The sequence below is a fragment of the Flexivirga lutea genome, from assembly GCF_054778955.1.
Genome location: NZ_BAAGZB010000002.1, coordinates 1,061,623 through 1,074,690 on the forward strand (window position 1 = coordinate 1,061,623; position 13,068 = coordinate 1,074,690).

At 70.1% G+C, this 13,068-nt stretch carries 13 protein-coding genes; 5 read left to right on the forward strand and 8 right to left on the reverse strand.

Translation table 11 applies throughout. The features are described from left to right. Window positions 1-20 precede the first annotated feature (20 nt). From ACYVBN_RS11500 to ACYVBN_RS11510, 3 genes are read left to right on the forward strand one after another with little or no spacing between them, the layout of a single operon-like run. Window positions 21-1,574 carry a glycosyltransferase 87 family protein gene (locus ACYVBN_RS11500; protein WP_460600630.1) on the forward strand — a complete coding sequence of 518 codons (1,554 nt, stop codon included), beginning with the start codon at window positions 21-23 and terminating at the stop codon, window positions 1,572-1,574. A 42-nt stretch (window positions 1,575-1,616) separates the two neighbouring features. Next, entirely contained in the window at window positions 1,617-2,366 is a 750-nt protein-coding gene (locus ACYVBN_RS11505) for a phosphatase PAP2 family protein (RefSeq protein ID WP_460600631.1), read from the forward strand. Then, window positions 2,363-3,067 (forward strand): response regulator transcription factor, encoded by a 705-nt coding sequence (locus ACYVBN_RS11510; RefSeq protein ID WP_460600632.1) that lies wholly within the window; start codon window positions 2,363-2,365, stop codon window positions 3,065-3,067. The genes ACYVBN_RS11505 and ACYVBN_RS11510 overlap by 4 nt, the downstream gene beginning before the upstream one ends. On the opposite strand, the gene ACYVBN_RS11515 is transcribed toward ACYVBN_RS11510, so the two are convergent. Then, on the reverse strand, window positions 3,013-4,437 hold the full coding sequence (locus ACYVBN_RS11515; protein WP_460600633.1) for a sensor histidine kinase: 1,425 nt from the start codon (window positions 4,435-4,437) through the stop codon (window positions 3,013-3,015). The two genes, ACYVBN_RS11510 and ACYVBN_RS11515, sit on opposite strands and share 55 nt — an antisense overlap. Before the next feature lie 80 nt (window positions 4,438-4,517). On the opposite strand from ACYVBN_RS11515, the gene ACYVBN_RS11520 reads away from it, so the two are divergent. Together ACYVBN_RS11520 and ACYVBN_RS11525 are read left to right on the forward strand one after the other, a co-directional pair. After that, on the forward strand, window positions 4,518-5,282 hold the full coding sequence (locus tag ACYVBN_RS11520; RefSeq protein WP_460600634.1) for a COG4705 family protein: 765 nt from the start codon (window positions 4,518-4,520) through the stop codon (window positions 5,280-5,282). A gap of 59 nt (window positions 5,283-5,341) precedes the next feature. Continuing rightward, complete coding sequence (locus ACYVBN_RS11525) at window positions 5,342-6,097, forward strand: metallophosphoesterase family protein (RefSeq protein ID WP_460600635.1); 756 nt, start codon at window positions 5,342-5,344, stop codon at window positions 6,095-6,097. On the opposite strand, the gene ACYVBN_RS11530 is transcribed toward ACYVBN_RS11525, so the two are convergent. The 7 genes from ACYVBN_RS11530 to ACYVBN_RS11560 all read right to left on the reverse strand — a co-directional run bounded on the left by ACYVBN_RS11530 (window position 6,072) and on the right by ACYVBN_RS11560 (window position 12,909). Further along, complete coding sequence (locus ACYVBN_RS11530; protein ID WP_460600636.1) at window positions 6,072-6,401, reverse strand: hypothetical protein; 330 nt, start codon at window positions 6,399-6,401, stop codon at window positions 6,072-6,074. The two genes, ACYVBN_RS11525 and ACYVBN_RS11530, sit on opposite strands and share 26 nt — an antisense overlap. A 151-nt stretch (window positions 6,402-6,552) precedes the next feature. Beyond that, the gene (locus tag ACYVBN_RS11535; RefSeq protein WP_460600637.1) at window positions 6,553-7,350 is read right to left on the reverse strand and encodes a hypothetical protein; all 798 of its coding nucleotides are present in this window, start codon (window positions 7,348-7,350) and stop codon (window positions 6,553-6,555) included. 236 nt (window positions 7,351-7,586) lie between these two features. Then, a complete protein-coding gene (locus tag ACYVBN_RS11540; RefSeq protein WP_460600638.1) occupies window positions 7,587-8,855 on the reverse strand; it encodes a zinc-binding metallopeptidase family protein in 1,269 nt (422 codons plus the stop codon). Further along, on the reverse strand, window positions 8,852-9,622 hold the full coding sequence (locus ACYVBN_RS11545) for a trimeric intracellular cation channel family protein (RefSeq protein WP_440281665.1): 771 nt from the start codon (window positions 9,620-9,622) through the stop codon (window positions 8,852-8,854). The genes ACYVBN_RS11540 and ACYVBN_RS11545 overlap by 4 nt, the downstream gene beginning before the upstream one ends. 72 nt (window positions 9,623-9,694) lie before the next feature. Beyond that, complete coding sequence (locus tag ACYVBN_RS11550; protein WP_460600639.1) at window positions 9,695-10,795, reverse strand: MDR/zinc-dependent alcohol dehydrogenase-like family protein; 1,101 nt, start codon at window positions 10,793-10,795, stop codon at window positions 9,695-9,697. 13 nt (window positions 10,796-10,808) lie between these two features. Continuing rightward, a complete protein-coding gene (locus ACYVBN_RS11555) occupies window positions 10,809-12,056 on the reverse strand; it encodes a kynureninase (protein ID WP_460600640.1) in 1,248 nt (415 codons plus the stop codon). 1 nt (window position 12,057) lies between these two features. Continuing rightward, on the reverse strand, window positions 12,058-12,909 hold the full coding sequence (locus tag ACYVBN_RS11560) for a tryptophan 2,3-dioxygenase (RefSeq protein WP_460600641.1): 852 nt from the start codon (window positions 12,907-12,909) through the stop codon (window positions 12,058-12,060). Window positions 12,910-13,068: the final 159 nt, after the last annotated feature.

A 13,068-nucleotide genomic window follows, 5' to 3' on the forward strand; every position in this document is an offset into this window, starting at 1 on the left:
GCGGGCGGCATACAGGATCCGTGGAGGGAACTGCCAGGGCGCCGAGCGACAGTGACGCGGTGCATGCGCTGATCGTCGAGGACGACACAGCTCCCTCCGTCGCGCCGCCGCGCCGCCGGGTCCGGGTCGGACCGATCGCCGTCTTCGCGCTGGCGCTGGTCCTCCGCCTCGGGGTCGTCCTGCGCAAGGGCGGCTTCCACGGGATCATCGGATACGACTGCGGTGTCTACTTCGCCGGCTCCGACGCCCTGCTGCACGGGCGGCTGCCGTACCGCGACTTCACGATGGTGCACCCGCCCGCCATCACGCTGGTGCTGACGCCGTTCGCGGCGCTGACGCGGCTGATGACCGACTGGCACGCGTTCATCGTGGCGACCCTTTTCTTCTGTCTGCTGGGCGCGGCGAACGCGGTGCTGGTGGTCCTGCTCTGCCGCCGGTTGGGTATGGCGCGCCGCGGCGCCCTGGTCGCCGGCCTCTTCTACGCGGCCTGGTTCGGGTCGGTCATCGCCGAGTTCGAGGTGAAGCTCGAACCGTTGGGCAACTTCTTCCTGCTCCTCGGACTGCTGGCACTGCTGCGTGACCAGCGCCGGCCGGGACGGTGGTCCGCGGTCCTGGCCGGCGCGGTGATCGGGCTGCCGCTGACCGTCAAGATCTGGTGGGTCGTCCCAGTGCTGCTGATCATCGTCTGGCACGGCCACTGCCGGCGCAGCGTTCGTCCGGCGGTGCACGCCCTCCTCGGCGCCGCCGCGGCGGTGACCGCCGTCTGCCTGCCGTTCTTCCTGGCCGACCCGGCCGCCATGTGGCAGTCGGTGATCACCGGCCAGCTGGGTCGCCCGCGCACTTCCCCAATCATCGGCCGGCTGGCCGAGATGACCACCGTCCCGGTGCTGCTGCACACCAGCAGTACCGCCCGAACGGTGCTGGCGATCGTCGCCGTCGCCGTGCTCGCCCTCACCGGCGCGCTCGCCTGGCGGGGCAGTCGGCGCGCCCGGTGGCTGGTCGTGGTGACCCTGGCGCAGGTCCTGGTGCTGCTCGCGGCGCCGTCGTGGTTCCCCTACTACAACGACTACCCAGCGGTCGGGCTCGCCGTCACGATGGGCGCCGCCGCGGTCGCCATCCGCGGTGAGCAGTGGGTGCGGGTGCCCGCGTCGCTGGTCACCGCGACCACGGCCGTGGTCAGCGCCCTGATCACGATCACCGGCGCCTCCGCCATACCCGCGTATGCCGGGGCCGCGCAGCTCGCCCGCGCGGTGCGGCACGAGCGGTGCGTCTCGTCCAACAACGCGACGGTGCTGCTGCGCCTGGGCGTGCTCAGCAAGGACCTCGCGGCCGGCTGTCCCGAATGGATCGACGTCGGCGGGCGGGTGATGGGCCCGGACGACCCGGCCGCGCTGCGGGCGCGCGGCCGCAGCTGGCAGGACGTGGAGCTGCGCTATCTGCGCTCGGCCGACGCCGTGGTGCTCTGGCCGGACGACCCGCGCTACCTGGCGCAGGTGCGCCACGGACTCGCGCAGGACGGCACGATCCTCACCGTCGACGGCCACACGATCTACCGCGGGCGGCCTCTCGGCTGACTCTCAGCGTCGTCTCAGCGGCGGCATGTCAGGCTGGCCGTCATGTTGAAGGCCGATGCCGACCGTATGACGTCGGAACACCGAACGTCTGCCAGTACCCCCTTCCCGCGCGCGCGGGCGCTGCTGGCCACCGTGGTGCTCTGGACGCTCGGCCTCGGCATCGGCATCTGGGCGGTCGGGACCGGGTCCCGCGGGACCGGCGAACTGCGTCTCGACGAGACGCTGGCTGCCGACCGGGGCGCCGTGCTGGCCGACATCAGCAAGGTGATCAACGTCGTGCTGGGCCCGGTTGTCGGTCCGCTGTGGCTGATCCTGATCTGCGTCGTGCTGTGGCGCACCCTGGGCCGGGTCGTGGCGCTGCGCGCCGCCATCCTGACGCTGGGTGGCTGGCTGTCCATCGAGATCTTCAAGTTCCTCTTCCACCGGCACCGTCCGCCGACGCACCTGGTGCACGCCCTGGTGGTGGAGACCAAACCGGACAGCTTCCCCAGTGGGCACACCGCCTTCACCGCCTCGCTCGTCGGGGGGGTCTTCCTCGCCGTGGCCGGTCACCGGGCCCTGCAGCGGATCATCCTGCTGGTGGGGCTCCCGCTGGTCGTCGTGGTCGCCGCCAGCCGGCTGGTGATCGGCGCGCACTTCCTGGCCGACGTCGTCGCCGCACCGCTGCTGGCGTGGGGTTCGATCGCCGTCGGCGTGGCCCTCGGCTTCGCCGGTCCCGGTCCGACGTTCCTGCCGGCCTGGTTGCACCGCCTCGTCATACGAGACCCGAAGGGCGATACTCCTGCACCATGAGGGTTCTGGTGGTCGAGGACGAGGTGCCGCTCGCGCAGCTCATCCAACGCGGGCTGAGCAAGGCCGGCTTCGTCGTCGAGGTCGCCCACAACGGCATTGACGGCCTGTGGCACGCGACCGAGGAGACCTTCGACGCGATCGTGCTGGACATCATGCTCCCCGGTGTCCATGGGTATGACGTCCTGCGCCGGCTGCGCGAGCGCGAGGTGTGGTCGCCGGTGCTGATGCTGACCGCCAAGGACGGGGAGTTCGACCAGGTCGACGCCCTGGACCTGGGCGCCGACGACTACCTGACCAAGCCGTTCAGTTTCCCGGTGCTGGTCGCCCGGCTGCGGGCGCTCACCCGCCGCACGCCGGTGTCCCGGCCGGTCACCGTCACGGCCGGCGGGCTGCGGCTCGACCCGGCCGCCGCCAGAGTGTTCCGCGGTGACGACGAGATCGAGCTGACACCCCGGGAGTTCAACCTGCTGCACTTCCTGATGCGCCGGCCGGACACCACGATCAGCAAGTCCGAGATCCTCGCGCACGTCTGGGACCCCGCGTTCAGCGGGGACGACAATGTCGTCGAGGTCTACGTCGGCTATCTGCGCCGCAAGATCGACCGGCCGTTCGGGACGGACACCATCACCACGGTCCGTGGCGTCGGTTACCGGCTCGAGGACGTCCGCGGCGCGTCGACGGAGGACGCCCGCGACTCCTGAGGCAGCGGCAACACCACGGTGAACCGCGCGCCGCCCAAGGGTGATTCGCCGGCGCTCACCTCGCCGCCGGTGCTGCGGGCCAGTTCGCGCACGATCGCCAGGCCGAGGCCGAAACCGCCTTCGCCACGACTGCGGCTCGCGTCCAGCCGGACGAACCGGTCGAAGATGCGCTCGCGGTCCCGTGCGGCGATGCCCGGCCCGTCGTCGTCGACGGTCAGCACCGCGCGGCCGGCGACCGTCGAGGTGGTCACGAGCACCTCGTGCCGGGCGTGCCGGGTGCCGTTGTCGACCAGATTGCGCACGATGCGCTGCACCGAGGCCTCCCGTGCCCGGGCCCGGCTCGGCGTCCCGGCATACCGCACGGTCACCGTGGTGCCGGCGCGCCACCGGCCGACCTCCGCCTGCGCGATGTCGTCCAGATCGACCTCGCCGACGGGCGAGGCAGCCCGGCGTTCGTCGAGGCGTGCCAGCAGCAGCAGGTCGCCGATCAGTGCGTTCATCCGCTCGAGCTCGGCCTGCACCGTGGGCGCCACCACCGGCCACTCGCCGGCGGGATCGGCCGAGGCGAGATCGGTCGCTGCCTGCAAGGTCGCGAGCGGCGACCGCAACTCGTGACTGGCGTCCGCCACGAAGCGTTGCTGCTGGGCCTGTGCGGACTGCAACCGGTCCAGCATGCGGTTCAACGTGACTGCCAATGCGGCGATCTCGTCCTGCTGGGGTGGCACCTCGACACGAGTGTCGAGGTGGCCGCCCTCGACCGCGTCGACTTCCGCGCGCATCCGGTCGACCGGGGCCAGCGCCCGGCCGGCGACCCACCAGGCCAGTGCCGCAGCCAGCAGCGCGAGCACCGGGGTGCCGAGCAACAGGATCTTGGCGTCGGTGCTGATCGCCTCGTGCTGTGGCTCCTGGGACGCCGAGACCTGGACGACGTAGGTCCCGGATGGCGTGCGCACGCCGCGGCTGACCACGAGCGGTGTGTCGACGTCACCGGGCCGCCACCAGTGACGCGCGTTCCGCACCGACCGGTGCTCGCCGGCCGGCCGGTCCTGGCTCAGCGGACGGGTCTGCCCGGCGGGTTGCGACACCCGGACCCGGCCGGCGGAGTCCAGGATCACGGTCCGCATCGCCGGGTCGACGTCGGTCAGCACCGAGGGCCGCACGCCGTCCTGCCGGACCGCGGTGGCGACCGCTTCGACCTGCTGCTCCACCCGGGAGGTCAGGCTGCCGGTGAGCGAGCGCTGCAGCAAGGTGGCCAGGACGAAGACACCGACCAGCAGCGGCACGATGACGGCGACCGCGGTGACCGCCGCCAGACGCGCCCGCAGTCCGCGTGCGCGGCGGTGTGCGCGAGTCGCCGTGAGGAGGTCCACTCCGCCATACTGCGCCAGAGAACCGCTGCGGCGCGGAACATCTCAGCGTTTCCTCAGTGCTGTGCGGGCACCCTGCGCTGGTGACTACTGTTTCCTCGCGCGCCGAGCGCGCGGCGACGACCACCTCGTGGGTTGCGCCGGTCGGAGTGCTCTTCTGGGTCCTCAAGTTGACCACGACGGCGTTCGGCGAGGCCGCGTCGGACGGGCTCGCCGGGATCAGCCCGGCCCTCGCAGTCCTGGTCGGCGTCGTCGGTCTTGCGGCGGCACTGCGCTGGCAACTGCGCACGCACGGCTACGTCGCCGAGCGTTACTGGACGGCCGTCGCAGCCGTCGCGGTGTTCGGCACGATGCTCGCCGACGGACTGCACGTCGCGCTCGGACTCACCTATCCGTTCACCAGCACGCTGTATGCTGTCGCCACCGCGGCCGTCTTCGTGATGTGGAAGCGGTCGGAGGGCACCATCTCCATCCACCGGATCGACAACCCGCGTCGCGAACGCTTCTACTGGGCTGCGGTGATGTGCACCTTCGCGCTGGGCACCGCCGTCGGTGACTTGACCGCGGCCACCCTGGGCCTCGGGTTCTTCCCGTCCGCACTGCTTTTCGGTGCGATGATCCTCATCCCGGCGATCGGGTGGCAGCTCACCGGGCGGCATGAGATCGGCTGGTTCTGGTGCGCCTACGTGTTGACTCGTCCGCTCGGTGCCTCCTTCGCGGACGGTTTCGCGAAGCCGCCGTCGTTCGGTCACGGGCTGGGCGTCGGCGACATACCCGTCGCCGGCGCGCTCGGTGCGTTGCTCGTCGCGCTGGTGCTGCTGGCGCGCCGCCACCGCTCCCTGAGCTGAGGGGCGAGCCCTGGGTCTGACCGGCTGTTGTCCCGCCGCAGGTCTGGGATCATCGACTCATGGTGGCCACGGTCGCAGCGCTCTCGGATGTCCATGGCGTGCTGCCGGTTCTGCAAGCAGTGCTGGCAGAGCCGGAGGTGCGCGGCGCCGACTTGCTCGTCGTCACCGGTGATCACGCGTCAGGTCCGCAGCCGTGCGGTGTTCTCGATCGGCTGCTGGCAGAGGGCGACAGGTTGCGATTGGTGCAGGGCAACGCCGACCGTGAACTCGTGGCGCTACGTCGCGGGCAGCACGTCGACGTGCCTGACGAGGTGACACCGTGGGCCGCGCAACAGCTCACCGAGGCTCACCTCACTCTGCTCGCCGGACTGCCGCATCCATGGGTTGTCGATGTCGACGGTTTCGGGCCGGTTGTCTTCTGCCATGGCAGCCCGCGCCGCCACGATGAGATCCTGCTCGTCGACTCACCGTTGCAGAGGTGGTCGGAGGCATTCGCCGGCCTGTCCACGGAGCACCGCACAGTGGTGTGCGGTCATACGCACATGCCGTTCGCTCGACTGGTCGATCGCCGTCTCGTCGTCAACGCGGGCAGCATCGGAATGCCCTACGGACGTGCAGGCGGCAGTTGGGCATTGCTCCACGACGGCGGTGTGTCACTGCGGCATACATCGATCGACGTGGAGGCCACCGTCGACGCCGTGGTCGCGCAGTCGGAGTACCCGCTGCGGCGATCGTGGGCCGAGGAGTACATCCGCGCGGCACACAGTGATGCCGCCGCCCTGGCCGCGTTCACTCCGCCCGGCGATCGTCGCTGAACGAGACCGGCTTGCCGGTCTCGCGCGCGTAGGCGATCTCCCGGCTCGTGGACTCACCGAGGTAGCCGCCAGGGTTGACGACCAGCACCCGGTCGGCGAGGTCGATCTTGCGCAGGTGCAGGGCACTGAGCGTCTCCCGTTGCTCCTCGGTGATCGACCCGTCGCCGTGAGCGTCGGCCCGCGGTGGAACACTCGGCGCGACGACGATGACACCCTCCAGGGTCAGCGCACGATTCGCCGCATCCAGCTCGTCGGCGAACCGGATCGAGCCGCAGAGGCAGATGATCTCGGGCCGGTCGGGCATGGCTCTCCTCGAGTTCACGCTGCTGCGGTGTGGTGTGCGGGCATGCGGCCGGGTGTGAGGTCCCAGTGGACGCCGTCGGGTCGGACCTCGGCCGTGTAGCCCTGCCGGTGGACGGTGTGGTGGTGGCGGCTGCACAGGAGTGCGGAGTTGATCACGGAGGTGTGGCCGCCGGCCCACCAGGGGGTGAGGTGGTGGATTTCGCAGAAGCCGGGTGGTCGGTCGCAGCCGGGGAAGGTGCACCCGTGATCGCGTTTTGGAGGATTGCGGCGTTGGCGGGTGCCAGTTCGGCCACCAGCCGGGTCATGCCCGTCGGTGTGGTGCCCCAGGTCAGGGTTTCGACCCGTTCGAGTTTCTCGTCGCCCAGGGATAGTTGTTCGGGGGTGAAACGGGCGATGATGCGGCGGGTCAGCAGGGTGAGCCCGGCGCAGCCGAGGCCGGGGTCGATCTGCAGGAACCAGCCCAGGATGTCGTCGCGGTCGGCGGTGGGGATCACCGGACCCACTTTGTCGGCTTGGGTTAGCGCGGTCCGGGCGGATTCCACCGAACACGACCCTTGCCGTAACGCGTGCGTGATGACGGTGTTCTGGCGGTGCTGGCACGCGTCGGCCACTGCTGCCATCGCCCGGATCGTGCGCGGTTCGACCGGCACCCCACCGCCCTGCTGTCCGGTGAGGTGTCCGGTGATCCATTGGCTGGTGGTGGCCGCATCCGAGGGTGAGACGACACCCCGGTCGACCGCGTCGGCGGTCACCAGGGTCGCCACTTGCGCGGACCGGCCGTGCAACCGCAGCAGGACCGAGACCAGTTCGTCCTCCTGGGCGGTGCCGAGCTGGTGCACCGCCCCCGGCACCTCGTCCAATAGGTCCGCCACATCGTGCAGGGCGGCGAGTAGCTCCGGTCCCCGACCGGGCGCGGCAGGTGTGACAACGTCTCCAGAACCGGTGCCCACGGGGAGAGCGTAAAAGGTGCGCCGGGCAGTCCCGAATAGGCATCCATGTCGCGAACCTCCCTCCCGCGCAATGCTTTCGACGTACCTTCACTGTACTCTAGACGCGTGGACGATGCGAGGAATTCATCGAACACGTTTTCGGTAAAGCGTATCGGTGGTACGGAAATGCGCCACTCCAGCCATTCCAGCGCACCGCGCGCCGGCGCCGAACACCCCACTCCGCTCAGCGGATTCGGTCACTCGTCCTTACCGAGGTGTGCCAGCGCCGCGACGACGAGCGCTTGCACACCACGATCCAAGGTCGGTTGTATGACGGGAGCGAAGAACGGCGAGTGGTTGACCGGGATGTCAGCACCGACCCGACCGGCCTGTTCCGCGGCGGCATACGCATCGGCGTCGGTGCCGCCGATTCCCCAGTAGGAGTAAGGGATTCCCAGTGCCGTCGGAATGTCGCTGAAGTCCTCACTGGCGCTCTGCAGCGGCAGTTCCTGCGCATCGTTGCCGAAGAAGTCGGCGAACGCCGCCGCGAGCAACTCGGTGGTGGCCTCGTCGTTGACCGTCGGCGGGAACTCGTCATACAGCTCGAACTCCGGCTCCTGCGGCGAGTTCGACGCCGCGCACTCCGCCGCGACGATCCGCCGGATGGCGTCCAGCACCTGCTCTCGGGTCCGGTCGTTGTAGGTGCGGACGTTGAGCTCGAGGACGGCGCTGTCGCCGATGACGTTGCTCTTGGTGCCGGACCGGATCGCACCGACGGTGAGCACGGCGGGTTCGGTCGGTGCGATCTCGCGGGAGACGATCGTCTGCAGCCGGACGACGATCATCGCCGCCAGCACCGCCGGGTCGACTGCGGCCTGCGGCATCGAGCCGTGCGCCCCGCGGCCGTGCACGGTGACCCGCATGCTGTTGGCGGCGGCGAGAACCGGGCCGGAACGGGTTGCGACGATCCCGGCCGGCATCGCCAGGACGTGCTGGGCATGCGCCACGTCCACGGGCCCGACCACCTCCTGCAGACCGTCGTCCAGCATGCCGCGGGCGCCGTCGCCGACCTCCTCGGCCGGCTGGAAAAGCGCGACCAGGGTGCCGGACCACTGGTCTCGTGCGGCGGCGAGCAGCGCCGTCGCGGAGGCGAGACAGGCCACGTGCACGTCGTGCCCGCACGCGTGCATGACGGGGACCGTGTCGCCGGCAGCGTCGGTGGTGGTGACGTCACTGGCATAGGCCAGACCGGTCGCCTCCTGCACCGGGAGCGCGTCCATGTCGGCGCGCAGCAGCACACGGGGCCCGTCGCCGTTGTGCAGGACGCCGACCACGCCGGTCCCGTCGACGCCGGTCGTGACGTCATACCCCGCGGCACGCAGGCGGTCGGCGACCTTGCTCGCGGTCCTGGCCTCTTGGTGCGAGAGTTCCGGGTGCTCGTGCAGATCGCGGTAGAAGTCCTCGAGATCGTGGCGCATGCCGTCGAGTCCGGCCAGAACGTTCCGGGCGGAGTCGGTGCTGGTCATGGTTCCTCCTCGTGGTCGGTCGCCTCGGCATCCACCCTGCGCCGCCCGGCTGGACGTCTCCTGGTCTGCAACGCCCGCGCGAGCTTCTCCCGGCGGGCGCGGTCCAGGCCGGCCTTGGCCGCGACCCGTCGTGGGGCCACGGTCCACGCATCGGCGTCCGGCAGCATCCACCCGCGCCATCGGGCGACCAGACACAGCCCCGCGCCGGTGACCGTGGACGCCACCAGACCCACGGTCGGCCGACCGTTCTCGGAGCAGACGACGAGGACCCCGCTGGCGACGATCGCACACGAGGCGTAGAGCGTGTTGCCACCCAGCACGGTGGGGATGCGTCGCGTCACGATGTCGCGTATGGCGCCGCCGCCGACCGCGGTGATCGTGCCGAGCAGGATCGCCGGGAGCCAGCCGATGCCGACGGCCAGGCTCTTCTGCGCGCCGGCGGCGGCCCAGGTGCCCAGCGCGATGGCGTCGACGACCGGCCACACGCGATCCCACAGCGGGCCGCTGACGTTGGCGACATACGAGATCGCCGCTCCGGCGAACGCCGTGAGCAGGTAGGCGTAGTCCTGCAGTGCCACCGGCGGCCCGTGCTGCAACAGGACGTCCCGCACGATCCCGCCGCCGAGTCCGGACAGCACCGCGAAGGTGAGGAAACCGATCGGGTCCAGGCGCTCGTGGCGGGCGACCAGCCCGCCGAGGATCGCGTTGGCGAAGACGCCGGTCAGGTCGAGGATCCGGAACAGCTCCGACAGGTCACCTTGCTGCATCTGGCGCGCTTCCTCCTGCCGGCCGGACCGTGGGCCCCCAACGCTAGCGCCGAGACTCCCGTCCTCGGGTGCCTAGAAGACGACGACCGACCGCAGCACGTTGCCGTCGTGCATCTTGGCGAACGCCTGCTCGACCTCGTCGAGCGCGATCTCCTCACTGACGAACGCGTCGAGGTCGAGCCGGCCGCGCTGGTAGAGGTCGATCAGCATCGGGAAGTCGCGGCTGGGCAGGCAGTCGCCGTACCAGCTGGACTTCAGGGCTCCGCCGCGGCCGAAGACGTCGATGAGCGGCAGGTCCGGCAGCTTCATGTCCGGTGTCGGCACGCCCACGAGCACCACGGTGCCGGCCAGGTCGCGTGCGTAGAACGCCTGCTTCCACGTCTCCGGGCGGCCGACCGCGTCGACGACGATGTCGGCACCCTCGGCGCCGGGGTAGACCTGCTCGCAGATCGCCTTGATCTGCTCGACCGGGTCGGCCTGGGAGGAGTCGACGGTGTGCGTGGCGCCGGCCCGCTTCGCCGCCTCCAGCTTGCGCGGGTCGATGTCGACCGCGATGACCGGGGAAGCGCCGGCGAGCACCGCGCCGGCGACAGCCGCGACTCCGACACCGCCGCAGCCGATGACGGCGACCGAGCGGCCACGAGTGGCGCCGCCGGTGTTGATCGCGGCGCCCAAGCCGGCCATCACGCCGCAGCCCAGCAGACCGGCCGCGGCCGGGCGCGCGTCCGGGTCCACCTTGGTGCACTGGCCCGCCGCGACGAGCGTTTTCTCGGCGAACGCTCCGATGCCGAGCGCGGGGCTCAGCTCGGTGCCGTCCTCCAGCGTCATCTTCTGAGTGGCGTTGTGAGTGGCGAAGCAGTATTGCGGCTCACCGCGCTTGCAGGCCCGGCACTCCCCGCAGACGGCGCGCCAGTTGAGGATCACGAAGTCGCCCGGTGTCACGTCGGTGACGCCCTCACCGACCGCCTCGACGATGCCGGCGGCCTCGTGCCCGAGCAGGAAGGGGAAGTCGTCGTTGATGCCGCCCTCGCGGTAGTGCAGGTCGGTGTGGCACACCCCGCACGCCTGGATCTTGACCAGTGCCTCGCCCGGCCCCGGGTCGGGGACGTTGATCGTCTGGATGCTGACCGGCTCGCCCTTGGCCATGGCGACAACGGCTTTCACCTGCTGCATGACTTTGCTCCTGTCATTCGTGCTGGCTGCTGAGGATCTCATGCAAGTGGGCCAGTGCGGTCGCCACCTCCACGAAGCTGGTCGACAGCGGCGACATACCCGCACGCAAACCGCGCGGCCGCCGGAAGTCGGGTATGACGCCACGCTGCCACAACTGGGCGATGGCGTCCTGCATCGCGTCGTGCTCGAGCGTGACGTGCCCACCGCGCAGCGAGGGGTCACGCGGCGACGCGACCGTGACGCCCAACGGTCCCAGCGCCTGGTCCGCGACGTCGACCACGAACTCGGTGAGCCGGATCGACTTCTCCCGGATCGCCTCGATGCCGGCCTGCTCCACCAAGCCGAGCATGTCCTGCATCGGCAGCATCCCGAGGATCGGCGGAGTGCCGCTGATGAATCGCCGCATCCCCTCGGCCGGCGTGTACGCCGGGCCCATGGTGAACGGCTCCGCGTGCCCCATCCAGCCGCTGATCGGCTGAGTCAGCTTCTCCTGCAACGATTTCGCGACATAGCCGAAGGCCGGCGCGCCGGGTCCGCCGTTCAGATACTTGTAGGTGCAGCCGACCGCCAGGTCGACGCGCGCGGCGTCGAGCCCGATCGGGAGGAGACCGACCGAGTGGCTCAGGTCCCAGAGCACCAACGCGCCGCCGTCGTGTGCCGCTGCGGTGACGGCCGGCAGGTCGGCGACGTATGCCGACTTGTAGGCGATGTGACTCAGCAACACCAAAGCGGTGTCGGCAGAGACCTTTTCGCGGACCTGTTCGGGTGTCACACCAGTGGCCGGATCGGGCTCGATCCAGTCGACCGTCAGGCCGAGCTCCGCGGCGATGCCGTGCACGATGTAGCGGTCGGTCGGGAAGTTCTCGGTGTCGGCGACGATCCGGGTGCGGCCCGGCCGCGCCGCCACCGCCGCACGGGCCAGCTTGTAGAGCAGCACCGTGGTGGAGTCGGCGACCGCGGTCTGCCCCGGTGCGGCGCCGAGCGCCACCCGCCCGATCGTGTCGCCGAGCTGCAGCGGGCGGTCCATCCAGGACTCGTCCCAGGCGCGGATCAGCCGCTCGCCCCACTCCTCGTCGACGAACTCGGCGAGCCGGTCGCGGGTGACCTCCAACGGCCGGCCCAGCGAATTGCCGTCCAGGTAGGCCACCACGCCGTCGGGGAGCACGAACTGCTCGCGGTATGCCGCCAGCGGATCGCCCTGGTCCAGTGATTCCGCCTCTGCGACAAGGTGATCGGGTAACCGGGTGAGGATGTCGGGCATGTCAGCCGATCTCCGTTCGCACGGAGTAGAGCTCGGGGAAGAAGGTCAGGTCGAGTGCGCGTTTGAGGAAGCCGACGCCCGAGCTGCCGCCGGTGCCCTTCTTGTAGCCGATGGTGCGCTGAACGGTGCGCAGGTGCCGGAACCGCCAGAACTGGAAGGCGTCCTCCAAGTCGACCAGGTCCTCGCACATGGCGTATTCGGCCCAGTGCGCGTCGGGATCCTCGTAGATCCGCTGGAAGACCGGGACGAGGTCCGGTTGCTCCACCCACGCCTGGCTGACGTCCCGGGCCAGGACGTGCTCGGGCACCTGGTGGCCGCGGGAGACCAGGAAACGGAGGAAGGCGTCATACACGGTGGGTGCGTGGAGGATCCCGCGCAGTCGTTCCTGCTGCTCGGGCGCGGCCTCGAAGACCGGCAGCATGCCGGCGTTCTTGTTGCCGAGGATGAATTCGACGCAGCGGTACTGGTAGGACTGAAATCCGGATGCGGAGCCGAGAAAGCCTCGAAACTCTCCGTATTCGCTGGGCGTGAGCGTGGCCAGCACGGACCACTGCTCGGCCAGTGTGCGGAAGATGTGCTTGACCCGTGCGAGAGCCTTGCGGGCCCGACTGACGTCCTCCGCCTGCAGATAGGTGCGCACCGACTCCAGTTCGTGCAGCACGAGCTTGAACCAGAGTTCGGTGGTCTGGTGCTGGATGATGAACAGCAACTCGTCGGGGTGGACCGGCTCGCTGACCGGGTGCTGCGCGTCCAGCAGCTTGTCGAGGTCCAGGTAGCCGCCGTAGTCCATCCGCGACCGGAAATCGGTGCGGACCCCCTCTTCGATCGCTCGCTCGCCGTCTTCGATGGACACTGCGCCGTCGTCCCTTCCTCGCTGGTCCGACCAGTCTGGCAGTGACCGGTCCGGCGGGTGACGCAGCCCTCGTGAGCCTCGCGAGCCCCTCCCGACAGACCGAGGCGCACGCTGTCCCCCCTGCGGACAGCGTGCGCCTCGACCCGTCGCCCCCTCCGG

Excerpts from the sequence above, each read along its gene's own strand:
- ACYVBN_RS11510 (WP_460600632.1), top strand. The coding sequence starts at position 2,363 with ATGAGGGTTCTGGTGGTCGAGGACGAGGTGCCGCTCGCGCAGCTCATC.
- ACYVBN_RS11540 (WP_460600638.1), bottom strand. The coding sequence starts at position 8,855 with ATGACCAGCACCGACTCCGCCCGGAACGTTCTGGCCGGACTCGACGGC.
- ACYVBN_RS11525 (WP_460600635.1), top strand. The coding sequence starts at position 5,342 with ATGGTGGCCACGGTCGCAGCGCTCTCGGATGTCCATGGCGTGCTGCCG.
- ACYVBN_RS11550 (WP_460600639.1), bottom strand. The coding sequence starts at position 10,795 with ATGCAGCAGGTGAAAGCCGTTGTCGCCATGGCCAAGGGCGAGCCGGTC.
- ACYVBN_RS11545 (WP_440281665.1), bottom strand. The coding sequence starts at position 9,622 with ATGCAGCAAGGTGACCTGTCGGAGCTGTTCCGGATCCTCGACCTGACC.
- ACYVBN_RS11555 (WP_460600640.1), bottom strand. The coding sequence starts at position 12,056 with ATGCCCGACATCCTCACCCGGTTACCCGATCACCTTGTCGCAGAGGCG.
- ACYVBN_RS11530 (WP_460600636.1), bottom strand. The coding sequence starts at position 6,401 with ATGCCCGACCGGCCCGAGATCATCTGCCTCTGCGGCTCGATCCGGTTC.
- ACYVBN_RS11505 (WP_460600631.1), top strand. The coding sequence starts at position 1,617 with ATGTTGAAGGCCGATGCCGACCGTATGACGTCGGAACACCGAACGTCT.